Genomic DNA, 21,308 nt, shown 5'->3' with positions numbered 1-21,308 from the left:
CCGTCCGTCGCCGGGCCGGGTCACAGGCGGTGGCGAGTTGCATCGAGAGCGTGACCCGTCTCCGCCGCTCCGCGACCAACGGTCGCGGCTACCACCGCGTCCGCAGCGGGCGTGGCTTCTCCTACCGCGACCCGGACGGCACCACCGTCACCGACGCCGCGGTCCGGCAGCGTCTCGAGGACCTCGTCATCCCGCCCGCGTGGGACGACGTCTGGATCTCCCCGTACGAGAACGGGCACGTGCTCGCGACCGGCGTCGACGGCGCGGGTCGGCGGCAGTACATGTACCACCCGTCCTGGCGCGAACGGATGGACCGCATCAAGTACGACCGTGCGCTGGCGCTCGCCGAATCCCTGCCGGTCGCACGACGCGGGGTCACCATGGACCTCCGGCGGCCGGAGCCCGACCGGCAGCGTGCCCTCGCGGCGGCCTTCCGGATGCTCGACCAGGGTTCCCTGCGGGTCGGGTCGGAGCGGTACGCCACCGAGCACGGCAGCCGGGGCCTGTCCACCCTGCTGTGCGCGCACGCCCACGTCTCCGGCGACGACATCGAGCTCGACTTCCCCGGCAAGAGCGGCCAGGAGTGGTCGTCCTCGATCCACGACCCGGACCTCGCGACCGTCATCGCGGGCATGAAGCGGCGCGGACCGAACGCCCGGCTGCTCTCGTTCCGTGCACGCCGCGGCGCCGAGTGGGAGCCCCTCTCCGCCGAGGACATCAACGAGTACGTGAAGGAACGTGCCGGTGACGAGTTCACCGCGAAGGACTTCCGCACCCTGCACGGCACCGTCGCCGCCGCGGTCGACCTCGCGGCGACCGGACCGCAGTCGTCCGTGGCGAAACGGAAGAAGGCTGTGTCGCACGCGGTGAAGGTCGCGAGCGAGGAACTCGGCAACACCCCGACGGTGTGCCGGCAGAGCTACATCGACCCGCGCCTGCTCGACGCCTACGACCACGGCGAGACCATCGACCCCGACCGCACGCACGCGGCCGAGTCGGAGGTCCGCGCACTGCTCTACCGACAGTGACCGGGAAGGGGCCGGGATGACGTACCGTTGGACCTCGTGCCCGAACACCCCCACCCGGGCACGGAAGGACCCCACCAGTCGTGACTGACGAGTGCATCCACGGATTCCCCACCGAACTCTGCGACATCTGCGCGCCACGGCAGCGCGAGGCCGCAGAACTCCCCACCACCCCGACCCCGCGCCGCACCCGGATCACCACCTCGCTCCGGACCGTGCCCGGCCAGGCGGCGACCCCGGCGTCCTCGCTGCGGTCCCCGGTGCCCGACCTGCCCGAGGCGCGTGACTTCGCCTCGCTCCGCGCGCACCACGTGACGCACGTGGACAACCTCGACGACATCGTGGGGTCCGGTGCGATCCTCGCGTCGGACGCCGTGACGCCGGTCGTCGACGTCGCCTCCGCCGCTGCCCGGGCCGCTCGCGCCGAGGCGCACGCCCCCGACGGCTCCCCGGTCGCCGCGCACGTGCCGTTCACGCTGTCGCCCGATGCGACCCGCTGGGACGAGCTGCGCACCGGCGCCGAGGGCGAGCGGTGGTCCGACGCGGCCCGCCGGACCCGGGCGACGGAGTACATCATGCTCGTCGTGCCGGTGTCGGCCTTCGGGGCGTCGGTCATCGTCGCCGACCAGGACGCCGACGCCGAGGACGTCCGGTTCGCCGTCGGGCCCGAGGCCGCGACGAACCTCATCCGTCGCACGGACTTCACCGACCCGGAGATGCTCGGCCTCGAGCTGCTCGCCGGCCCGAGCGTGCCGTTCTCCGCCGTCGCGGTCATCGGCGTCCCCAACGACCGCGTCCGCCAGACGGTCAAGGCCGTCCTCAAGGACCACGGCGGACACGCTCCCCGGGTCGCGGTCTTCCCCCCGTGGTTCGTCCCCCCGGTCGTCGCGGAGTAGTCCCGACCGACCCCTGCGACGTGCCCTCCGGACCGGCTCCGGAGGGCACGTCGTGCGTCGGGGGCGACCCGCGCCTCCTGGCCCTCGATCCGCGTGGATCCGGGGAAGCGGGCCGATCCCGACACGCCCGTGATTCGCGACACGCCCGGGTTGCACGGATGCCGTGCCTATGCGAGACTTGTCCGGTTCCGAAATTCCGCGCGCGTTCGCGTGCGCAGGATCACTGCTCTGGCAGTGCACAACCCCCCTGTTCAGCAGGGCTGGGTTGGGCCGCAGGCAGCAGAACACGATCGACTCCCCACCAAGCGTGACGGGCACTGCTGTGCCCAGAGCGTGCGGGAGACGACATGCCCACGCTGAACGGCCCAGGTCGCTCCGCGCGGTTGACACGAGAACAGCGGTCATCCCCAGCGGATGCGGCCGGTTGGTTCACAGAAAACAGCCAAGCCCTGCAGGAATGCACGGTGGCGGCGGCGTCAGGCGGCCCGAGGGTGCGCGGCGCAGAGAGGACAAAGAGACACATGGCGGGACAGAAGATCCGCATCCGGCTCAAGTCGTACGACCACGAGGTCATCGACACGTCGGCCCGGAAGATCGTCGACACGGTGACCCGTGCCGGTGCGACCGTGGTCGGCCCGGTGCCGCTCCCCACCGAGAAGAACGTGGTCACCGTGATCCGTTCTCCCCACAAGTACAAGGACTCGCGCGAGCACTTCGAGAAGCGCACGCACAAGCGGGTCATCGACATCGTCGACCCGACGCCGAAGGCCGTCGATTCGCTCATGCGACTCGACCTCCCGGCCGACGTCAACATCGAGATCAAGCTGTAAGGGGGCTGGACTGATGGCGAACTCAACCAAGACCGTCAAGGGCCTCCTCGGCAAGAAGCTCGGGATGACCCAGGTGTGGGACGAGAACAACAAGTTCATCCCCGTCACCGTGATCGAGGTCGGCCCGAACGTGGTCACCCAGATCCGCAACGTCGAGCGCGACGGCTACGAGGCGATCCAGATCGCCGCCGGCGCCATCGACCCGCGCAAGGTCAACAAGCCGGCCGCCGGCCACTTCGAGGCAGCCGGGGTCACCCCGCGCCGCACCCTCACGGAGATCCGCACCAACGACTCCGCTGAGTACACGCTCGGCCAGGAGCTCACCGTCGACACGTTCGAGGCGGGCCAGAAGGTCGACGTCGTCGGCACCTCCAAGGGCAAGGGCTTCGCCGGTGTCATGAAGCGCCACGGCTTCGCCGGTGTGTCCGCTTCGCACGGTGCCCACCGCAACCACCGCAAGCCCGGTTCGATCGGTGCTTCGTCGACCCCGTCGCGTGTCTTCAAGGGCATGCGCATGGCGGGTCGCATGGGTGGCGAGCGTGTGACCGTCCTCAACCTCACGGTGCACGCCGTCGACGCCGAGAAGGGTCTGCTGCTCGTCAAGGGCGCGATCCCCGGTGCTCGCGGTCGCTCCGTCTTCGTCCGCACCGCCGTGAAGGGTAAGTGATCATGGCCACCACGACCGCAACCACGATCGACGTCCTCGACGCATCGGGCGTCAAGTCCGGCACCGTCGAGCTCCCCGCCGAGCTCTTCGACGTCGAGACCAACGTCCCGCTGATCCACCAGGTCGTCACCGCGCAGCTCGCAGCCGCGCGTCAGGGCACCCACAAGACCAAGAACCGCGGCGAGGTCCGCGGTGCTGGTCGCAAGCCGTTCAAGCAGAAGGGCACCGGCCGCTCCCGTCAGGGTTCGGTCCGCGCTCCGGAGCACACCGGCGGTGGCGTCGTCCACGGACCGACCCCGCGCGACTACTCGCAGCGCACCCCGAAGAAGATGATCGCCGCTGCTCTGCTCGGCTCGCTCTCGGACCGCGCCCGCGGTGGCCGCATCTCCGCTGTGGAGGGCTTCGTCGCGGCCGAGGTGCCGTCGACCAAGACCGCCCGCACGCTCATCGAGAAGGTCGCGCCCGTCAAGCACGTGCTCGTCGTGCTCGAGCAGGACGACGAGCTCACGCTCAAGTCGATCCGCAACCTGCCGAACGTCCACGCGCTCTCGTACGGCCAGCTCAACGCCTACGACGTGCTCAAGGCCGACGCGCTCGTCTTCAGCAAGAGCGCACTCGACGCCTTCATCGCGTCGAAGACCGCGAAGGAGATCTCCGCATGAGCGGCTTCAACAAGGACCCGCGCGACATCATCATCTCGCCGGTCGTCTCGGAGAAGAGCTACGGCCTGATCGACCAGGGCAAGTACACGTTCATCGTGGACCCCCGTTCGAACAAGACCGAGATCAAGCTCGCCATCGAGAAGATCTTCGACGTCAAGGTCGCGAGCATCAACACGCTGAACCGTCCGGGCAAGACCCGTCGCACGCGCTTCGGCATGGGCAAGCGCAAGGACACCAAGCGTGCCATCGTGACGCTCAAGTCCGGTTCGATCGACATCTTCACGGCTGTCGGCTGAGGACCAGAGGGATAAATCATGGCTATTCGTAACTACAAGCCGACGACCCCCGGTCGTCGCGGCTCGTCGGTCGCCGACTTCGCTGAGATCACCCGTTCGACGCCGGAGAAGTCGCTGCTTCGTCCGCTGCCGAAGACCGGTGGCCGCAACAGCTCCGGCCGCATCACCACCCGTCACATCGGTGGTGGCCACAAGCGTCAGTACCGCGTGATCGACTTCCGTCGTCACGACAAGGACGGCATCGACGCCAAGGTCGCGCACATCGAGTACGACCCGAACCGCACGGCGCGCATCGCGCTCCTGCACTACGTGGACGGCACGAAGCGCTACATCATCGCGCCGAACAAGCTCAAGCAGGGCGACGTCATCGAGCAGGGCGCCGGCGCGGACATCAAGCCGGGCAACAACCTGCCGCTGCGCAACATCCCCGTGGGTACCGTCGTGCACGCGATCGAGCTCCGCCCCGGTGGCGGCGCCAAGCTCGCGCGTTCGGCCGGCGCCTCGGTGCGTCTCGTCGCCAAGGACGGCCCCTACGCGCAGCTCCGTCTGCCGTCGGGCGAGGTCCGCAACGTCGACGCACGCTGCCGCGCCACGATCGGCGAGGTCGGCAACGCCGAGCAGTCGAACATCAACTGGGGCAAGGCCGGCCGCATGCGCTGGAAGGGCGTCCGCCCGACCGTGCGTGGTGTCGCGATGAACCCGGTCGACCACCCGCACGGTGGTGGCGAGGGCAAGACCTCCGGTGGCCGTCACCCGGTCAGCCCGTGGGGTCAGGCCGAGGGTCGCACGCGCAAGCCGAACAAGCCGAGCGACAAGCTCATCGTCCGTCGCCGTAACGCCGGCAAGAAGCGCAAGTAGGAGTTCAGAAGATGCCACGCAGTCTGAAGAAGGGCCCCTTCGTCGACGAGCACCTGCTCCGCAAGGTCGTCACGCAGAACGAGGCCAACACCAAGAACGTGATCCGCACCTGGTCGCGTCGCTCGATGATCATCCCGAACATGCTCGGGCACACGATCGCCGTGCACGACGGCCGCAAGCACATCCCGGTGTTCGTCACCGAGTCGATGGTCGGTCACAAGCTCGGCGAGTTCGCGCCGACCCGCACCTTCCGTGGTCACGTGAAGGACGACAAGAAGGGCCGTCGCCGCTAAGGCGGCGACGCAGAGGAGGAACGAAATGGTGGAGTCGATCGCACGCGTGCGACACATCCGCGTCACGCCTCAGAAGGCCCGTCGCGTCATCGAGCTGATCCGCGGCAAGCAGGCCCACGAGGCCCTCGCCATCCTGAAGTTCGCCCCCCAGGGCGCTTCGGAGCCCGTGTACAAGCTGGTCGCCTCGGCGATCGCGAACGCACGGGTCAAGGCGGACTCGACGAACAGCTTCCTCGACGAGCGCGACCTCTACGTGAGCCGCGTCTTCGTCGACGAAGGTACGACCCTGAAGCGGTTCCAGCCGCGCGCCCAGGGCCGCGCCTTCCGCATCAACAAGCGCACCAGCCACATCACGGTCGTCCTCGCGACGCCGGATGAGGTCGAGGCTGCCGCGACGAGCAAGAAGGCGAGCAAGTAATGGGCCAGAAGGTCAACCCGTACGGCTTCCGTCTCGGGATCACGACGGACCACGTCTCGCACTGGTTCACCGACAGCACGAAGCCGGGTCAGCGCTACGCCGACTACGTGGCCGAGGACATCAAGGTGCGCGAGTACCTGAAGAAGACCCTCGACCGCGCCGGCGTCGCCCGCATCGAGCTCGAGCGCACCCGTGACCGCGTCCGCGTGGACATCCACACCGCGCGTCCGGGCATCGTCATCGGTCGCCGTGGCGCCGAGGCGGAGCGCGTCCGTGGCGAGCTCGAGAAGCTCACCAAGAAGCAGATCCAGCTCAACATCCTCGAGGTCAAGAACCCCGAGACCGAGGCCCAGCTCGTCGCGCAGGGCATCGCCGAGCAGCTCTCCGCTCGTGTCGCGTTCCGTCGCGCCATGCGCAAGGGCCTGCAGGGTGCACAGCGCGCCGGCGCCAAGGGTGTCCGCATCCAGGTGTCGGGTCGTCTCGGCGGCGCCGAGATGTCGCGCTCGGAGTTCTACCGCGAGGGCCGCGTGCCCCTGCACACGCTCCGCGCGAACATCGACTACGGCTTCTACGAGGCCCGGACCACGTTCGGCCGCATCGGCGTGAAGGTCTGGATCTACAAGGGCGACATCACGAACAAGGAGCTCGCTCGCGAGCAGGCGAACCAGCGTTCGTCGCGCCCGGAGCGTCGTGGCGGCCCCCGTGGCGAGCGCGGCGACCGCCGTGGCGGCGACCGTGGCGGCCGTCAGCAGCAGGCCCCGCAGGACGCGCCGGCCGGCGCAGGAGTTGAGGCGTAACCATGCTTATTCCCCGTCGAGTCAAGCACCGCAAGCAGCACCACCCGAAGCGTTCGGGCCAGGCCACCGGTGGCACCAAGGTGTCGTTCGGTGACTACGGCATCCAGGCGCTGACGCCCGCTTACGTGACCAACCGTCAGATCGAGTCCGCTCGTATCGCCATGACGCGTCACATCAAGCGTGGCGGCAAGGTGTGGATCAACATCTACCCGGACCGTCCGCTCACGAAGAAGCCCGCCGAGACCCGCATGGGTTCCGGTAAGGGTTCCCCCGAGTGGTGGGTCGCCAACGTCAAGCCGGGCCGTGTGCTCTTCGAGCTCTCCGGCGTCAACGAGGACATCGCCCGTGAGGCGCTGACCCGTGCAATCCACAAGCTGCCCCTCAAGGCACGCATCATCAAGCGCGAGGAGGGCGACGCATAATGGCGATCGGTTCCAAGGAGCTCCGTCCGACGGAGCTCGACACGTTCGAGAACGAGCGTCTTGCTGACGAACTGAAGAAGGCCAAGGAGGAGCTCTTCAACCTCCGCTTCCAGTCGGCCACCGGCCAGCTGGAGAGCCACGGTCGTCTCCGTGCCGTCAAGCGCGACATCGCTCGCATCTACACCGTCCTCCGCGAGCGCGAGCTCGGCATCCGTGCCACTCCCGCGCCCGTCGAGACCGCCCCCAAGGCCAAGAAGACGACCAAGAAGGCTGAGAAGCCGGCTGAGTCGGCCGAGGCCGAGACCGCCGAGGAGAAGTAATGGCGAACGAAGAGAAGACCTCCGCCGCCTCCGCTCGCGGCTACCGCAAGACGCGTCGTGGCTACGTCACGAGCGACAAGATGGACAAGACCATCGTGGTCGAGGTCGAGGACCGCGTGAAGCACGCGCTCTACGGCAAGATCATCCGTCGCACGTCCAAGGTGAAGGCCCACGACGAGCTCGGCACCGCTGGTGTCGGCGACCTCGTCGTGATCAGCGAGACCCGTCCCCTCAGCGCTTCCAAGCGCTGGCGCCTGGTCGAGATCCTCGAGAAGGCCAAGTAGGCCCCGGCCTGCTTCGGAATAGGAGACAGCAGTGATTCAGCAGGAATCCCGCCTCAAGGTCGCCGACAACACGGGTGCCAAGGAGATCTTGACCATCCGCGTGCTCGGTGGCTCGGGTCGTCGCTACGCCGGTCTCGGTGACGTCATCGTCGCCACGGTGAAGGACGCCATCCCCGGCGGCAACGTGAAGAAGGGTGACGTCGTCAAGGCGGTCATCGTTCGCACCAAGAAGGAGACCCGTCGTCAGGACGGCTCCTACATCAAGTTCGACGAGAACGCGGCAGTGATCCTCAAGGCTGACGGCGACCCGCGCGGCACGCGCATCTTCGGTCCGGTCGGTCGCGAGCTCCGTGACAAGAAGTTCATGAAGATCATCTCGCTCGCGCCGGAGGTGCTGTAAGCCATGGCGAACATCAAGAAGGGTGACCTGGTCCAGGTCATCACGGGTGCCAAGCAGGAGCGCGGCGGTGACCGTGGCAAGCAGGGCAAGGTCATCGAGGTCCTCAAGGACAAGAACCGCGTCGTCGTCGAGGGCGTGAACTTCGTCACGAAGCACGTCCGCGTCGGCCAGACGCAGCGCGGCTCGAAGACCGGTGGCATCGAGCAGCACGAGGCTCCGATCCACGTGTCGAACGTCGCCATCGTCGACCCGAAGACCAAGAAGCCGACCCGCGTCGGTTTCCGCAACGAAGAGGTGGAGAAGGACGGCGTCAAGAAGACCGTCCGAGTCCGCTACGCCAAGAAGTCGGGTGAGAAGCTCTGATGACCGACACGACTGCCGCGCCGGCGACCAAGGTCGAGCCGCGCCTCAAGCAGAAGTACAAGAACGAGATCAAGGCTGCCCTCACCGAGCAGTTCGGGTACGCGAACGTCAACCAGGTCCCCGGCCTGGTCAAGGTCGTCGTGAACACCGGTGTCGGTGAGGCCGCTCGCGACTCGAAGATCATCGAGGGGGCCATCAAGGACCTCACGGCGATCACGGGTCAGAAGCCCCAGGTCACGAAGGCCCGCAAGTCCATCGCGCAGTTCAAGCTGCGTGAGGGCCAGGCCATCGGCGCGCACGTCACCCTCCGTGGTGACCGCGCGTGGGAGTTCATCGACCGTCTCGTGACCCTCGCACTGCCCCGCATCCGCGACTTCCGCGGTCTCAGCGACAAGCAGTTCGACGGCAACGGCAACTACACGTTCGGTCTCACGGAGCAGTCCGTGTTCCACGAGATCGACCAGGACCGCATCGACCGCGTGCGTGGCTTCGACATCACCGTCGTGACCACCGCGAAGTCGGACGACGAGGGCCGCGCGCTGCTCCGCCAGCTCGGGTTCCCGTTCCGTTCTGCCGAGCAGACGGTCTAAGATACTTCGGGCGGTGCGGGCCGGAGGATTCACGTCCTCCGGCCCGCACGCACGAACACACCGATCCAGGGGAATCGCCCCAGGATCACCCGATCGCTCAGGTCGGCATTCGTGGAACGGGTGTCGAAACCAGGCGAAGAATGGACGACCATCATGACGATGACCGATCCGGTCGCAGACATGCTGACCAGATTGCGGAACGCGAACTCGGCGCACCACGACGCCGTCTCGCTTCCCAGCTCCAAGCTGAAGAAGAACATCGCTGAGATCCTCAAGCGCGAGGGTTACATCAGCGAGTGGAAGATCGAGGACGCCCGCGTGGGCGAGACCCTCACGATCGACCTGAAGTACGGCCCCGAGCGCGAGCGTTCGATCGCCGGCATCAAGCGCGTCTCGAAGCCCGGTCTCCGGGTCTACGCGAAGTCGACGGAGATCCCCCAGGTCCTCGGTGGCCTCGGCGTGGCGATCCTCTCGACCTCGTCGGGACTGCTCACCGACCGTGAAGCCGAGCAGAAGGGCGTGGGTGGGGAAGTCCTCGCCTACGTGTGGTGATCGACAATGTCTCGTATCGGACGTCTTCCCATTGACATCCCCGCTGGCGTGACCGTCTCCATCGATGGTCAGAACGTCGCGGTCAAGGGCCCGAAGGGCGAGCTCGCGCTCGTCGTCGCCGAGCCCATCCAGGCCAAGGTCGAGGAGAACCAGGTTCTCGTCACCCGTCCGGACGACGAGCGCAGCTCGCGTGCGCTGCACGGCCTGACCCGCACCCTCATCGCGAACAACATCGTCGGCGTGACCCAGGGCTACTCCAAGGGCCTCGAGGTCGTCGGCACCGGTTACCGCGTGCAGGCGAAGGGCAACAACGTCGAGTTCGCGCTCGGCTACTCCCACCCGATCACGGTCGAGCCGCCCGCGGGCATCAGCTTCGCCGTCGAGGGCAACAACAAGCTGACCGTCAACGGCATCGACAAGCAGTCCGTCGGCGAGGTCGCTGCAAACATCCGCAAGCTGCGCAAGCCCGAGCCCTACAAGGGCAAGGGTGTCCGCTACGCCGGCGAGATCGTGCGCCGCAAGGCCGGAAAGTCAGGTAAGTGATCATGGGTCTCCTCAAGACACGAGGCAAGAGCAAGTCGGCCGCCAAGGCGCGCCGTCACAACCGCCTCCGCAAGAAGATCACCGGCACCGAGGCCCGTCCGCGTCTCGCTGTCACCCGTTCCGCTCGTCACGTGTTCGTCCAGGTCATCGACGACGCCAAGGGCCACACGCTGGCCAGCGCGTCGACGATGGAGGCCGACCTCCGTACGTTCGACGGCGACAAGACCGCCAAGGCCCGTCGTGTCGGCGAACTCCTCGCCGAGCGCGCGAAGGCCGCTGGCGTCGAGGCCGTGGTCTTCGACCGCGGTGGTAGCAAGTACGCCGGTCGCGTCGCCGCGATCGCCGATGGTGCCCGTGAAGGAGGGCTGAACCTGTGAGCGACATCGCGAACACGAACGAAGACGCCAACGTCGAAACGACCGAGGCCGCTGAGGCGACCGAGGCCGAGGCCACGAGCACCACGGCCCCCGCGGCCAAGGAGCCCGAGGTCCCCGTCGTCGAGCGCCCCGTCGAGACCGCAGCCGGTTCGGCTTCGAACAACCGCGACTCCGCCGACAACCGTGGCCGCCGTGGTGGCGGTCGCGACCGTCAGCAGGGTGGCGGCCGTGGCAACGACCGCAACGGTCGGGGTGGCGACAGCCAGTTCCTCGAGCGCGTCGTGACCATCAACCGCGTCTCCAAGGTCGTCAAGGGTGGTCGTCGCTTCAGCTTCACCGCGCTCGTCGTCGTCGGTGACGGCAACGGTCTCGTGGGTGTCGGCTACGGCAAGGCCCGCGAGGTCCCGACCGCCATCTCGAAGGGCGTCGAGGAAGCGAAGAAGAACTTCTTCCGCGTCCCGCGCGTCGGCAACACGATCCCGCACCCGGTGCAGGGCGAGGCCGCTGCCGGCGTCGTGCTCCTCCGTCCGGCCGCTGCCGGTACCGGTGTCATCGCCGGTGGTCCGGTCCGCGCCGTCCTCGAGTGCGCCGGTATCCACGACGTCCTGAGCAAGTCGCTCGGCTCGTCGAACACCATCAACATCGTGCACGCGACCGTCACGGCGCTGCAGCAGCTCGAGGAGCCCCGTGCGGTCGCAAGCCGTCGCGGTCTCCCCGTCGACCGGGTCGTCCCGGACCGTCTGCTCCAGGCCGAGGCCGCTGCTCTGCGTGCCGCGTCCGAGAAGGCAGGTGCGTGATGGCGATGCTGAAGATCACGCAGACGAAGTCCGTTATCAGCGAGAAGCAGTACCAGCGCGACACGCTCCGCAGCCTGGGTCTCAAGCGCATCGGCCGTACGGTCCTGCGTGAGGACAACGCCCAGAACCGCGGGTACGTCGCAACGGTCGCGCACCTCGTGAAGGTCGAGGAGGTCGACGCATGAGCGACGAGAAGAACGAGCGCGTGCAGGTCCTGAAGCTGCACCACCTCCGTCCGGCAGAGGGCGCCAAGAAGGCTCGCACCCGCGTCGGTCGTGGTGAGGGCTCCAAGGGCAAGACCGCCGGCCGTGGTACCAAGGGCCAGAAGGCTCGTTACCAGGTCAAGGTCGGCTTCGAGGGTGGGCAGATGCCGCTGCACATGCGCACCCCGAAGCTCCGCGGGTTCAAGAACCCGTTCCGCGTCGAGTACCAGGTCGTGAACCTGGACAAGATCGCGGAGCTCTACCCCAACGGTGGCGACGTCACCGTCGCGGACCTGGTCGCCAAGGGCGCCGTCCGCAAGAACGAGAAGGTCAAGGTTCTCGGTCAGGGTGACATCAGCGTGAAGCTCACGGTCTCGGTCGACAAGGTCTCGGCGTCCGCCGCCGAGAAGATCGCGGCTGCTGGCGGCACCGTCTCCCAGTAACCCCGTCGGCGGCCCGTGCGTTTGCGCACGGGCCGCCGTTACGGTTTCCTTGACAGTGGTCGGCGTCCGCCGGCCAGGTCGGTCCTGCCGACCACACCGGTGACGGCCCCTCGACGGGCCGCCGGTCCCAGAAGTTCGGAGTCCTCGTGTTCAGAGCGGTCGCGCGCATCATGCGCACCCCAGATCTTCGCAAGAAGATCGGCTTCACCCTCGCGATCATCGCGCTGTTCCGCCTGGGGTCGTACATCCCCGCGCCGTTCGTCGACTACGCATCCGTGCAGACCTGTCTCGCCAGCGCATCGTCGCAGCAGGGCCTGTACGACCTGATCAACCTCTTCTCCGGCGGCGCGCTGCTGAAGCTCTCGGTCTTCGCGCTCGGCATCATGCCGTACATCACGTCGTCGATCATCGTGCAGCTGCTCCGCGTGGTCATCCCCCACTTCGACGCCCTCTACAAGGAGGGGCAGTCCGGTCAGGCGAAGCTGACGCAGTACACGCGCTACCTCACCATCGCGCTCGGCGTGCTGCAGTCCACCACCCTGATCACGGTCGCCCGCTCCGGCGCCCTGTTCGGCACCAACGCCTCGGCCTCCTGCTCGTCGATCATCTCGAACGACAGCTGGTACGCGATCATGCTCATGGTCGTCACCCTGACCGCCGGTACCGGCCTCATCATGTGGATGGGCGAGCTCGTCACCGAGCGCGGCATCGGCAACGGCATGTCGCTCCTCATCTTCACGTCCATCGCGGCGCAGTTCCCCTCGGCGCTCTGGGCGATCGAGCAGTCGAACGGCTTCGAGCTGTTCCTGTTCGTCATCCTCGTCGGCCTGGTCATCATGATGGCCGTCGTGTTCGTCGAGCAGTCGCAGCGGCGCATCCCCGTGCAGTACGCCAAGCGCATGGTCGGTCGCCGCACGTACGGCGGCAACAACACGTACATCCCGATCAAGGTGAACATGGCCGGCGTCGTGCCCGTCATCTTCGCCTCGTCGCTGCTGTACCTGCCGGCCCTGGTCGCGCAGTTCAACCAGCCCTCCGACGGCAGCGAGCCGGCGGCGTGGGTGACCTGGATCCAGAACAACCTGACCTCGGGTGACAACTGGTTCTACATGGTCCTGTACTTCCTGCTCATCGTCGGCTTCACGTACTTCTACGTCGCGATCACCTTCAACCCCGAAGAGGTCGCCGACAACATGAAGAAGTACGGCGGCTTCATCCCGGGCATCCGGGCCGGTCGTCCGACGGCCGAGTACCTCGACTACGTTCTCACCCGGGTGACGTTGCCCGGCTCCCTGTACCTCGGTCTCATCGCCCTGATCCCGCTGGCGGCGCTGGCGTTCTTCGGTGCGAACCAGAACTTCCCGTTCGGCGGCGCGAGCATCCTCATCATCGTGGGTGTCGGCCTCGAGACCGTGAAGCAGATCGACTCGCAGCTGCAGCAGCGTCACTACGAAGGGCTTCTCCGTTGAGCGCACGTCTCATCATCGTCGGACCTCCCGGAGCCGGGAAGGGCACCCAGGCAGGTCGCATCGCCGACGCGTTCGGGATCCCCGCCGTCTCGACGGGTGACATCTTCCGCAAGAACGTCGCAGAGGGCACCCCGCTCGGCGTCCAGGCGAAAGCGATCATGGACGCGGGCGACTACGTACCCGACTCGCTCACGAACGAGTTGGTGAAGTCCCGCCTGCACGAGGCCGACGCCGAGAACGGCTTCCTGCTCGACGGCTACCCCCGCACGGTCGGGCAGGTCGAGTACCTCGACGCGCTCCTCGCCGAGCAGGGCACCGGCATCGACGCGGTCGTGCAGCTCGTCGCCGACCAGGACGAGCTCGTCGGCCGCCTCCTGAAGCGTGCCGAGGAACAGGGCCGCAGCGACGACAACGAGGAGACCATCCGTCGTCGGCAGCAGGTCTACACCGAGCAGACCGCTCCGATCGTGGCGGCGTACGGCGAGCGTGGGCTCGTCGTCGACGTCGACGGCCTCGGTGGCATCGACGAGGTCGGCGACCGGATCCAGGCCGCGCTGTCCTCGCGTGGGCTGACCGCGGGCGTCTGACGCCAGCGTGGTGCGGTTCCGCAAGCCCTCGATCTACAAGACGCCGGACGAGCTCCGCGCCATGGTGCGTCCGGGTCTGCTGACCCACGACGCACTGGCGGCGGTCCGCGACGCGATCCGTCCGGACATCACCACGGGCGAGCTCGACGCGATCGCCGAACGGGTCATCCGTGACGGCGGCGGCATCCCGAACTTCCAGCTCGTCCCGGGCTACCGGCACACGCTCTGCGTGTCGGTGAACGACGAGATCGTGCACGGGATCCCGGGGGAGCGTGTGCTCCAGCCCGGTGACGTCGTGTCGGTCGATGCCGGTGCCGAGGTCGACGGCTGGAACGGTGACAGTGCCTTCACGGTCGTCGTCCCGGGTGGTGACGCCGGTGTCAGTGCGGCCCGGCAGACGCTCTCGGACACCACCGAGCGCGCGCTCTGGCACGGCATCGCTGCGCTCGCGCACGCGAAGCACCTGCACGAGGTCGGCGCCGTCATCGAGGACGCCATCGACGAGACCGGCGCGTGGGGCATCGTCGAGGACTACACCGGCCACGGCATCGGCCGCTCGATGCACGAGGACCCGCCCGTCTTCAACTACCGCGTCCGCGGCGCCGGTCCGGCGATCAAGCCCGGACTCGTGGTCGCGATCGAGCCGATGGTCACGGCCGGCACGATCGACAGCTCGACGGACGACGACGACTGGACCGTCCGCACGCTCGACGGTTCCGACGCGGCGCACTGGGAGCACAGCATCGCGGTGCACGCCGACGGCATCTGGGTGCTGACGGCGGCCGACGGCGGCGCCGCGGGCCTGGCCCCGCTGGGTGTGACGCCGGTCCCGATCCCGTAGGTCGCGCCTCCCGTCGGTCGCGTCTCCCGCAGGCGGGACTGCCTGACCCGGCGCGTGAGCGCTGTTGCGTCCGGTCCCGTCGGACGGCCAGGAGGCGCGGTGCGGCCCCGCCACGCGCCTCCGGTCCGCACCTGCGCACGTCCACGACGTCTGCACCGTGTGGACCACGTGCACTCGTCGTCAGCGTGCGCACCCGCGCGCGACGCGCGACGCGCAACGGGCACCGCGCGACGCGCTCTGCGCGCCGGCCTCAGTCGTTGCCGACGGAGCAGGTCTCCTCGGACGCGCTCTGTCCGGTGATCGACGAGGGCAGCGGCGTCGCCGAACCGGTCGCGGCGCTCGTGGCGCTGCCGGACGCCGATCCGGACGCCGTGCCGGTGCCGGCCGCGGTACCCGAGGACGTCCCGGACGAGGACCCACCGGCCGACGAGGTGCCGGTCGAGGTCCCCGTGGACGGAGCAGCGGTCGCCGTCCCGCTCGACCCGGAGGACTCCTCCGACGCACGCCCCGTGCTCGAGTCGCTCAGCGAGGTCTTCTGGTCGTTCTGCAGCGCGACGTTGAGGGTGTGTGCGGCGTCCTGGTCGACGATCACGCGTGCGCTGTCCTCGGGGTCGTCCGCGACCGGGTACTGCACGAAGAGCATGTTCGCCGTGCTCATCCCGCGCAGGGCCCCGGCCAGTCCGACGAGCGTGCGCGCCTGGGCGAGGCCGTCGGACAGCGTCATGTTCGACAGCGCGGCGCCGGCGAGCTTGTAGAGGGTGATCGGGTTCGAGAGCGTCCCGTCCGAGGTGACCTTGCGCAGCAGGGCCGACAGGAACACCTGCTGCGAGCTGATGCGCGCGAGGTCGCTCCCGTCGCCGACGCCGTGCCGGGTGCGGAGGAACGCGAGCGCGTCCGTACCCTCGAGCTTGTGCGAGCCGGCCGTCAGGTGCAGGTTCGTGTAGGAGTCGTTGATCGGGTCCGCGACGCACACGTCCACGCCGCCGAGGGCGTTCGACATCTCGATGACGCCGTCGAACGTGATGAGCCCGGCGTACGGGATGCTCAGCCCGGTGAGGTTCTCGACGGTGTCGACGACGCACGAGACCCCGCCGTTCCCGAGGGCCGTGTTGAACTGCGCGGACGTGGCCGCCGGGTACGTGGTCCCGCTCTCGGGGTTCGTGCACGCCGGGATCGGCACCATGAGGTCGCGCGGGAAGCTCACCGCGGTCAGCTGGGTGTGGTCCTGCGAGATGTGGATGAGCATCGTGACGTCGTTGCGGGCGCCCTCGACGTCCTCGTCCGAGTCGAACTGTCCGATGCGGGTGTCGCTGCCGATGAGCAGGATGTTCGCACCGCCCTTGATCGCGGTGATGTCGGCCGTCTGCGCGGTGCTCTGGTCGTCCGTGCTGAGCTTGACCGTCCTCGGCGCCGTGGCGAGCTGCGCACCCGCGATGGCGGCGACGCTCGTCCCGCTCACGAGGACGACGGCGAGGGTGGACGCCACGATCGACGCGAGCGTGCCCCATCCGCGGCGGCGCGGGAGGCGGCCGTGGCGGGCGAACGGGCGTCGGGTGGCGTCGGGCACGTGGTCTCCGTTCGGTGGTCCGTGCGGCGCGGTCTGCACGGGCGGGGGGCGACGGCCACGCTAGGGGCCGGTGACCAACGGGACCCCGGAGCGCGCCGTCAAACCACTGTGGAACGCTCAGACACCGCTGTGAAGCCCCAGACGTGGGGACTTCGCCGTCTCCACTTGGCAATCCTGGGTTTACCACATAGGATCGATCTTTGGTGTGTCATGCCTACTGGGCGTGGCGCCCGACCCGCAGACCGGCTCGGGGATCACACCGGTAATCCAACCAAGCGACAGTGAGGCTATGGCCAAGAAAGACGGCGTCATCGAGATCGAGGGCTCGGTGCTCGAAGCTCTGCCCAACGCGATGTTCCGCGTTGAGCTGACCAACGGACACAAGGTCCTTGCGCACATCTCCGGGAAGATGCGCCAGCACTACATCCGCATCCTCCCCGAGGACCGCGTGATCGTGGAGCTGAGCCCGTACGACCTGACCCGCGGCCGGATCGTCTACCGCTACAAGTGATCCGCGAGCTGGAAAGGAACGGCCCGGCAACCCTGCCGAGCACGAAGCCAGCGAGCACGAGGAAAGAACAATGAAGGTCAACCCCAGCGTCAAGCCCATCTGCGAGCACTGCCGTGTCATTCGCCGCAAGGGCCGCGTCATGGTGATCTGCAAGAGCAACCCGCGTCACAAGCAGCGCCAGGGCTAGTCCCGGCTGCCTGACGCGATCGCCCTCGGGCGGCTGCGAGCAGGATCCACAACTCAACATCGAACGCAGTACCAAGATCCGCGCGAGCGGGGACACCTCGGGTCGGAGGCCCGAGCACCGGTACTGCTCCACACCTCCATCGACAACAGGAGCAGCCATCACATGGCACGTCTAGCAGGCGTCGACATCCCGCGCGAGAAGCGCGTGGAGATCGCACTCACGTACATCTACGGCGTCGGCCGTACCCGCGCGGTCCAGGCACTCGCCGAGACCGGTATCTCCGGTGACATCCGCGTCAAGGACCTGACCGACGACCAGCTCGTCGCCCTCCGTGACTTCATCGAGGGCAACTTCAAGGTGGAGGGTGACCTCCGCCGTGAGGTCGCAGCCGACATCCGCCGCAAGGTCGAGATCGGTAGCTACGAGGGTCTTCGCCACCGTCGTGGTCTCCCGGTGCGCGGTCAGCGCACCAAGACCAACGCGCGTACCCGCAAGGGACCGAAGCGCACCGTGGCAGGCAAGAAGAAGGCTCGATAGGAGACCCCGATGGCTACCCCCAAGACTGCCGCGCGCAAGCCGCGCCGCAAGGAGAAGAAGAACGTCGCCGTGGGCCAGGCCCACATCAAGAGCACGTTCAACAACACGATCGTCAGCATCACCGACCCGTCGGGTGCCGTCCTCAGCTGGGCGTCCTCGGGTGCCGTGGGCTTCAAGGGTTCGCGCAAGTCGACGCCGTTCGCGGCGCAGCTCGCCGCCGAGTCCGCTGCGCGTCAGGCGCAGGAGCACGGCGTCAAGAAGGTCGACGTCTTCGTGAAGGGTCCGGGTTCGGGCCGCGAGACCGCGATCCGCTCGCTCCAGGCCGCTGGCCTCGAGGTGGGTTCGATCAACGACGTCACGCCGCAGGCGCACAACGGGTGCCGCCCGCCCAAGCGCCGTCGCGTCTGACGCGAGGAGCAACCGGCCGCGCCCTGCTCGTCCCCTGACGGGAGCGAGCAGGGCCCGCGGCCATTCCTGGTCGTTCGATCGCGCAGGCCGTGCCGTCCTGGCAAGCGCGTGCGCGTGATCACAACTCAACAGACCCGTCGGGGCCCGGTCGGCCCCGTCGTACCGCCGAGTGTCATATAGCGGACACTCCGCCGAAAGGAATCCCACAGTGCTCATTGCACAGCGCCCCACCCTGACCGAGGAGACGATCTCCGAGTTCCGCTCGCGCTTCGTCATCGAGCCGCTCGAGCCGGGCTTCGGTTACACCCTCGGCAACTCGCTGCGCCGCACGCTCCTCTCCTCGATCCCCGGCGCGGCTGTCACCAGCATCCGCATCGACGGCGTCCTCCACGAGTTCAGCACCGTTCCCGGTGTCAAGGAAGACGTCACCGAGATCATCCTCAACATCAAGAGCCTGGTCGTCTCCAGCGAGCACGACGAGCCGATCACGGCGTACCTGCGCAAGCAGGGTGCCGGTCAGGTCACCGCAGCGGACATCTCCGCTCCGGCCGGCGTCGAGATCCACAACCCGGACCTCGTCATCGCGACCCTGAACGACACCGCGCGCTTCGAGCTCGAGCTGACGATCGAGCGTGGCCGTGGCTACGTCTCGGCGACGCAGAACCGTTCGGAGTTCAGCGAGGCCGGTCAGATCCCGATCGACTCGATCTACTCGCCGGTCCTCAAGGTCACCTACCGCGTCGAGGCGACGCGTGCCGGTGAGCGCACGGACTTCGACCGCCTGGTCGTCGACGTCGAGTCGAAGCCGGCCATCACGCCGCGCGACGCCATCGCGTCGGCCGGTCGGACGCTCGTCGAGCTGTTCGGGCTTGCCCGCGAGCTCAACACCGCGGCCGAGGGCATCGAGATCGGCCCCGCGCCGGTCGACGCCGTGCTCTCGAACGAGCTGCAGACCCCGATCGAGGACCTGGACCTGTCGGTCCGCAGCTACAACTGCCTCAAGCGGGAGGGCATCAACACGGTGTCCGAGCTCGTCGCCCTGTCGGAGACGCAGCTCATGAACATCCGCAACTTCGGTCAGAAGTCGGTGGACGAGGTCAAGGACAAGCTCACCGAGCTCGGCCTGTCCCTCAAGGACACCGTCCCCGGATTCGACGGCGCCCACTTCTACAGCGGGTACGACGAGGACGAGTCCAACAACTGACCTCGCGCTGACGCGCACGCGCGCCGCTGACGCAGCGCGCAACACTTTCACCACTGGAGAACTGACATGCCGAAGCCCACCAAGGGCCCCCGCCTCGGTGGCGGCCCCGCCCACGAGCGCCTGCTCCTGAGCAACCTCGCCAACGCCCTCTTCACGCACGGTCGCATCACGACCACCGAGACGAAGGCCAAGCGCCTCCGTCCGGTCGCCGAGCGTCTCATCACGTTCGCGAAGCGTGGCGACCTGCACGCGCGTCGTCGCGTGATCAGCATCCTGCGCGACAAGTCCGTCGTGCACACGCTGTTCACCGAGATCGCCCCGCAGGTCGAGGACCGTCAGGGCGGCTACACCCGCATCACGAAGCTCGGTTTCCGCAAGGGCGACAACGCTCCCCTCGCGTCGATCGAGCTCGTCCTCGAGCCGGTGTCGAGCACGCCGGCCCCGGTCAAGCGCGACGCGGCCCCGGCCGCTGCTGCTCCGGTCGAGGAGCCTGCCGCCGAGGACACCACCGACGAGGCCCCGGTCGAGGAGACCGAGACCACCGAGGAGTCCGCTCCCGTCGCCGAGGAGACCGAGACCGAGGCAGCTGCCGAGGTCGAGGCCGACGCCGCCGAGAAGTCGGACGACAAGTAGTCACAGCCCCACCACGACGAAGCCCCCGCAACACGCGTTGCGGGGGCTTCGTCGCGTCCTGGGGGTGACCGGGCGGCGGCCTGGAGGCGCGGTGCGGGCCCGCCCCGTTCCTCCTGGCCCACAGGCGGCCGAGCCGCAGAACGCGGACCGGCTCCGTCTCACAGGCGCGGCACCGTATCGTGACCGGCCGACACGACGAGAGGGACCGATGCAGTTCGAGCACATCGCGGGTGTGGGGACCCGGGTCTGGCGGTGGAGCCGGACCTCCGGGACGCAACCGCGCCTGCTCCACGCCGCGAAGGCCGCCGTCGCAGCCGTGCTCGCGTGGTTCATCGCGCGACACATGCCCGGGGTCGCGGCGGAGTACCCGTACTACGCACCGCTCGGTGCCGTCGTGGCGATGCAGACGACGGTGTTCGCGGGCATCCGGAGCGGGGTCCAGACGCTCGTCGGCATCGCGCTCGGCATCGTCATCGCCGGGTTCACGATGTGGGTCGGTGACCCGGGCTTCCTGGCGATCGCGCTGGCGGTGGGCATCGGGGTGCTCGTGGGCGGGTTCCGCGTCCTCGGCGAGGGCAGCTCCTGGGTGTCCACCGCCGCGCTCTTCGTCCTGCTCGTCGGTGGCGCCCACGCCGAGGGGTACTCGCTCGGGTACCTCGTGCAGATGGCCGTCGGGGTCGTGGTGGGCCTCCTGGTGAACTTCCTCGTCTTCCCGCCCCTGCGCTTCTGGGACGCCGAGCACCGGATCGACGCGGTAAACCAGGTGCTCGCAGACCACCTGGACGGGCTCGCCGAGGTCCTCGCAGGGGGCGAGCGCGACGAGAAGGCCTGGGACCGTCAGCAGGACCGACTGGACCGCGCCATCGCCGACGTCCGCTCCCGGGTGTCGATCGCGCACGAGAGCCGGCGGCTGAACCCGCGCGGGGCACTCCGTGGGTCCCGGGCACGGCTCGAGCAGGACGGTGCCCGCTTCCGTGCCCTCGAGCGGGTCGCCTGGTACACGACGGACCTCACCGAGCTCGTCGCCCGGTCGGGTCCGGTGTCGGAGGGGCTCGGGCGACCGGACCCCGAGTTCGCCGAGCCGCTCGCGACGGCCCTCCGTGAGCTCGCGTGCATGGTCCGCGGCGAGTGCCCCGAAGAAGCGGGCGACGACGCGATCGCCGAGGTCGAGCGGGCGCTGGACGCGTCGCGCGAGAACCCGTCGCACGTCGCGGTCACGTCCGCCGCACTCGTGGCGATGCGCGGCATCGTGGAGTCCGAGCGCCGGGCGACGAACGACCTCGACACCCGCACGGGGCCGTCCGCCTTCCGGAACGCCCGCGGCTGAC

33 protein-coding genes are annotated in these 21,308 nt (G+C 68.3%); 32 read left to right on the top strand and 1 reads right to left on the bottom strand.

The window, feature by feature from the left end; all coding sequences use genetic code 11:
• The first annotated feature begins 50 nt into the window (after window positions 1-50).
• From WFH25_RS07950 to map, 25 genes are all read left to right on the top strand, one after another.
• Window positions 51-1,028: a DNA topoisomerase IB gene (locus WFH25_RS07950; protein ID WP_336697322.1), complete on the top strand. Its 978-nt coding sequence runs from the start codon at window positions 51-53 to the stop codon at window positions 1,026-1,028.
• An 80-nt stretch (window positions 1,029-1,108) separates the two neighbouring features.
• Window positions 1,109-1,921 carry a DarT ssDNA thymidine ADP-ribosyltransferase family protein gene (locus tag WFH25_RS07945; RefSeq protein WP_070417683.1) on the top strand — a complete coding sequence of 271 codons (813 nt, stop codon included), beginning with the start codon at window positions 1,109-1,111 and terminating at the stop codon, window positions 1,919-1,921.
• Window positions 1,922-2,442: 521 nt separating this feature from the next.
• Window positions 2,443-2,751: a 30S ribosomal protein S10 gene (gene rpsJ / locus WFH25_RS07940; protein ID WP_022903286.1), complete on the top strand. Its 309-nt coding sequence runs from the start codon at window positions 2,443-2,445 to the stop codon at window positions 2,749-2,751.
• Window positions 2,752-2,764: 13 nt separating this feature from the next.
• Window positions 2,765-3,418, top strand: coding sequence for a 50S ribosomal protein L3 (gene rplC, locus WFH25_RS07935; RefSeq protein ID WP_070417684.1), 654 nt, complete (start codon window positions 2,765-2,767; stop codon window positions 3,416-3,418).
• A 2-nt stretch (window positions 3,419-3,420) separates the two neighbouring features.
• On the top strand, window positions 3,421-4,080 hold the full coding sequence (rplD, locus tag WFH25_RS07930) for a 50S ribosomal protein L4 (RefSeq protein WP_070417685.1): 660 nt from the start codon (window positions 3,421-3,423) through the stop codon (window positions 4,078-4,080).
• Window positions 4,077-4,376, top strand: coding sequence for a 50S ribosomal protein L23 (rplW, locus tag WFH25_RS07925; protein ID WP_022903283.1), 300 nt, complete (start codon window positions 4,077-4,079; stop codon window positions 4,374-4,376). The genes rplD and rplW overlap by 4 nt, the downstream gene beginning before the upstream one ends.
• Before the next feature lie 18 nt (window positions 4,377-4,394).
• Window positions 4,395-5,234, top strand: a complete 840-nt coding sequence (gene rplB / locus WFH25_RS07920; protein WP_070417686.1) for a 50S ribosomal protein L2 — start codon at window positions 4,395-4,397, stop codon at window positions 5,232-5,234.
• 11 nt (window positions 5,235-5,245) lie between these two features.
• Window positions 5,246-5,527, top strand: a complete 282-nt coding sequence (gene rpsS, locus WFH25_RS07915) for a 30S ribosomal protein S19 (protein WP_022906343.1) — start codon at window positions 5,246-5,248, stop codon at window positions 5,525-5,527.
• A 25-nt stretch (window positions 5,528-5,552) separates the two neighbouring features.
• Window positions 5,553-5,945, top strand: coding sequence for a 50S ribosomal protein L22 (gene rplV / locus WFH25_RS07910; protein WP_022906344.1), 393 nt, complete (start codon window positions 5,553-5,555; stop codon window positions 5,943-5,945).
• Complete coding sequence (rpsC, locus tag WFH25_RS07905) at window positions 5,945-6,742, top strand: 30S ribosomal protein S3 (RefSeq protein WP_022906345.1); 798 nt, start codon at window positions 5,945-5,947, stop codon at window positions 6,740-6,742. Before rplV ends, rpsC begins: the two co-directional genes overlap by 1 nt.
• A gap of 2 nt (window positions 6,743-6,744) precedes the next feature.
• On the top strand, window positions 6,745-7,164 hold the full coding sequence (gene rplP, locus WFH25_RS07900; RefSeq protein WP_022906346.1) for a 50S ribosomal protein L16: 420 nt from the start codon (window positions 6,745-6,747) through the stop codon (window positions 7,162-7,164).
• Complete coding sequence (gene rpmC / locus WFH25_RS07895; RefSeq protein ID WP_022906347.1) at window positions 7,164-7,484, top strand: 50S ribosomal protein L29; 321 nt, start codon at window positions 7,164-7,166, stop codon at window positions 7,482-7,484. The genes rplP and rpmC overlap by 1 nt, the downstream gene beginning before the upstream one ends.
• Window positions 7,484-7,768, top strand: a complete 285-nt coding sequence (rpsQ, locus tag WFH25_RS07890; protein WP_022906348.1) for a 30S ribosomal protein S17 — start codon at window positions 7,484-7,486, stop codon at window positions 7,766-7,768. Before rpmC ends, rpsQ begins: the two co-directional genes overlap by 1 nt.
• Before the next feature lie 31 nt (window positions 7,769-7,799).
• Entirely contained in the window at window positions 7,800-8,168 is a 369-nt protein-coding gene (gene rplN / locus WFH25_RS07885) for a 50S ribosomal protein L14 (protein WP_017885523.1), read from the top strand.
• A 3-nt stretch (window positions 8,169-8,171) separates the two neighbouring features.
• Window positions 8,172-8,531 (top strand): 50S ribosomal protein L24, encoded by a 360-nt coding sequence (gene rplX / locus WFH25_RS07880; RefSeq protein ID WP_022906349.1) that lies wholly within the window; start codon window positions 8,172-8,174, stop codon window positions 8,529-8,531.
• Window positions 8,531-9,121, top strand: a complete 591-nt coding sequence (rplE, locus tag WFH25_RS07875; RefSeq protein ID WP_022906350.1) for a 50S ribosomal protein L5 — start codon at window positions 8,531-8,533, stop codon at window positions 9,119-9,121. Before rplX ends, rplE begins: the two co-directional genes overlap by 1 nt.
• Before the next feature lie 153 nt (window positions 9,122-9,274).
• Window positions 9,275-9,673: a 30S ribosomal protein S8 gene (gene rpsH / locus WFH25_RS07870; protein WP_022906351.1), complete on the top strand. Its 399-nt coding sequence runs from the start codon at window positions 9,275-9,277 to the stop codon at window positions 9,671-9,673.
• A gap of 6 nt (window positions 9,674-9,679) precedes the next feature.
• The gene (gene rplF, locus WFH25_RS07865) at window positions 9,680-10,216 is read left to right on the top strand and encodes a 50S ribosomal protein L6 (protein ID WP_031261772.1); all 537 of its coding nucleotides are present in this window, start codon (window positions 9,680-9,682) and stop codon (window positions 10,214-10,216) included.
• 2 nt (window positions 10,217-10,218) lie between these two features.
• Window positions 10,219-10,593: a 50S ribosomal protein L18 gene (rplR, locus tag WFH25_RS07860; protein ID WP_031261773.1), complete on the top strand. Its 375-nt coding sequence runs from the start codon at window positions 10,219-10,221 to the stop codon at window positions 10,591-10,593.
• Complete coding sequence (gene rpsE, locus WFH25_RS07855) at window positions 10,590-11,390, top strand: 30S ribosomal protein S5 (protein ID WP_070417687.1); 801 nt, start codon at window positions 10,590-10,592, stop codon at window positions 11,388-11,390. Before rplR ends, rpsE begins: the two co-directional genes overlap by 4 nt.
• Window positions 11,390-11,575, top strand: coding sequence for a 50S ribosomal protein L30 (gene rpmD / locus WFH25_RS07850; RefSeq protein ID WP_022906355.1), 186 nt, complete (start codon window positions 11,390-11,392; stop codon window positions 11,573-11,575). Before rpsE ends, rpmD begins: the two co-directional genes overlap by 1 nt.
• A complete protein-coding gene (gene rplO, locus WFH25_RS07845) occupies window positions 11,572-12,036 on the top strand; it encodes a 50S ribosomal protein L15 (RefSeq protein WP_022906356.1) in 465 nt (154 codons plus the stop codon). The genes rpmD and rplO overlap by 4 nt, the downstream gene beginning before the upstream one ends.
• Window positions 12,037-12,182: 146 nt before the next feature.
• Window positions 12,183-13,505 (top strand): preprotein translocase subunit SecY, encoded by a 1,323-nt coding sequence (gene secY, locus WFH25_RS07840; RefSeq protein WP_022906357.1) that lies wholly within the window; start codon window positions 12,183-12,185, stop codon window positions 13,503-13,505.
• Complete coding sequence (locus WFH25_RS07835; protein ID WP_070417689.1) at window positions 13,502-14,092, top strand: adenylate kinase; 591 nt, start codon at window positions 13,502-13,504, stop codon at window positions 14,090-14,092. The genes secY and WFH25_RS07835 overlap by 4 nt, the downstream gene beginning before the upstream one ends.
• Window positions 14,093-14,153: 61 nt before the next feature.
• Window positions 14,154-14,933, top strand: coding sequence for a type I methionyl aminopeptidase (map, locus tag WFH25_RS07830; protein ID WP_442892405.1), 780 nt, complete (start codon window positions 14,154-14,156; stop codon window positions 14,931-14,933).
• 250 nt (window positions 14,934-15,183) lie between these two features.
• Here the strand turns inward: map and WFH25_RS07825 are convergent, their stop codons facing one another.
• Complete coding sequence (locus WFH25_RS07825) at window positions 15,184-16,500, bottom strand: LCP family protein (protein ID WP_336697319.1); 1,317 nt, start codon at window positions 16,498-16,500, stop codon at window positions 15,184-15,186.
• A 289-nt stretch (window positions 16,501-16,789) separates the two neighbouring features.
• Between WFH25_RS07825 and infA the strand changes: the two genes are divergently transcribed.
• The 7 genes from infA to WFH25_RS07790 all read left to right on the top strand — a co-directional run bounded on the left by infA (window position 16,790) and on the right by WFH25_RS07790 (window position 21,307).
• Window positions 16,790-17,011, top strand: coding sequence for a translation initiation factor IF-1 (infA, locus tag WFH25_RS07820; RefSeq protein ID WP_017885509.1), 222 nt, complete (start codon window positions 16,790-16,792; stop codon window positions 17,009-17,011).
• 70 nt (window positions 17,012-17,081) lie between these two features.
• On the top strand, window positions 17,082-17,198 hold the full coding sequence (gene rpmJ, locus WFH25_RS07815; protein ID WP_022903266.1) for a 50S ribosomal protein L36: 117 nt from the start codon (window positions 17,082-17,084) through the stop codon (window positions 17,196-17,198).
• Between the two features lie 162 nt (window positions 17,199-17,360).
• Window positions 17,361-17,735 (top strand): 30S ribosomal protein S13, encoded by a 375-nt coding sequence (gene rpsM / locus WFH25_RS07810; protein ID WP_058728274.1) that lies wholly within the window; start codon window positions 17,361-17,363, stop codon window positions 17,733-17,735.
• Window positions 17,736-17,744: 9 nt separating this feature from the next.
• A complete protein-coding gene (rpsK, locus tag WFH25_RS07805; protein ID WP_017885507.1) occupies window positions 17,745-18,143 on the top strand; it encodes a 30S ribosomal protein S11 in 399 nt (132 codons plus the stop codon).
• A 208-nt stretch (window positions 18,144-18,351) separates the two neighbouring features.
• The gene (locus WFH25_RS07800) at window positions 18,352-19,347 is read left to right on the top strand and encodes a DNA-directed RNA polymerase subunit alpha (RefSeq protein WP_022906362.1); all 996 of its coding nucleotides are present in this window, start codon (window positions 18,352-18,354) and stop codon (window positions 19,345-19,347) included.
• Window positions 19,348-19,413: 66 nt separating this feature from the next.
• Window positions 19,414-19,980: a 50S ribosomal protein L17 gene (gene rplQ, locus WFH25_RS07795; protein WP_070417691.1), complete on the top strand. Its 567-nt coding sequence runs from the start codon at window positions 19,414-19,416 to the stop codon at window positions 19,978-19,980.
• Between the two features lie 208 nt (window positions 19,981-20,188).
• Window positions 20,189-21,307 carry an FUSC family protein gene (locus tag WFH25_RS07790; RefSeq protein ID WP_071295212.1) on the top strand — a complete coding sequence of 373 codons (1,119 nt, stop codon included), beginning with the start codon at window positions 20,189-20,191 and terminating at the stop codon, window positions 21,305-21,307.
• The last annotated feature ends 1 nt before the right edge of the window (window position 21,308 follow it).

The organism is Curtobacterium sp. USHLN213, assembly GCF_037144815.1.
GTDB lineage: Bacteria > Actinomycetota > Actinomycetes > Actinomycetales > Microbacteriaceae > Curtobacterium.
This window is presented reverse-complemented; position numbering and strand designations above follow the sequence as displayed.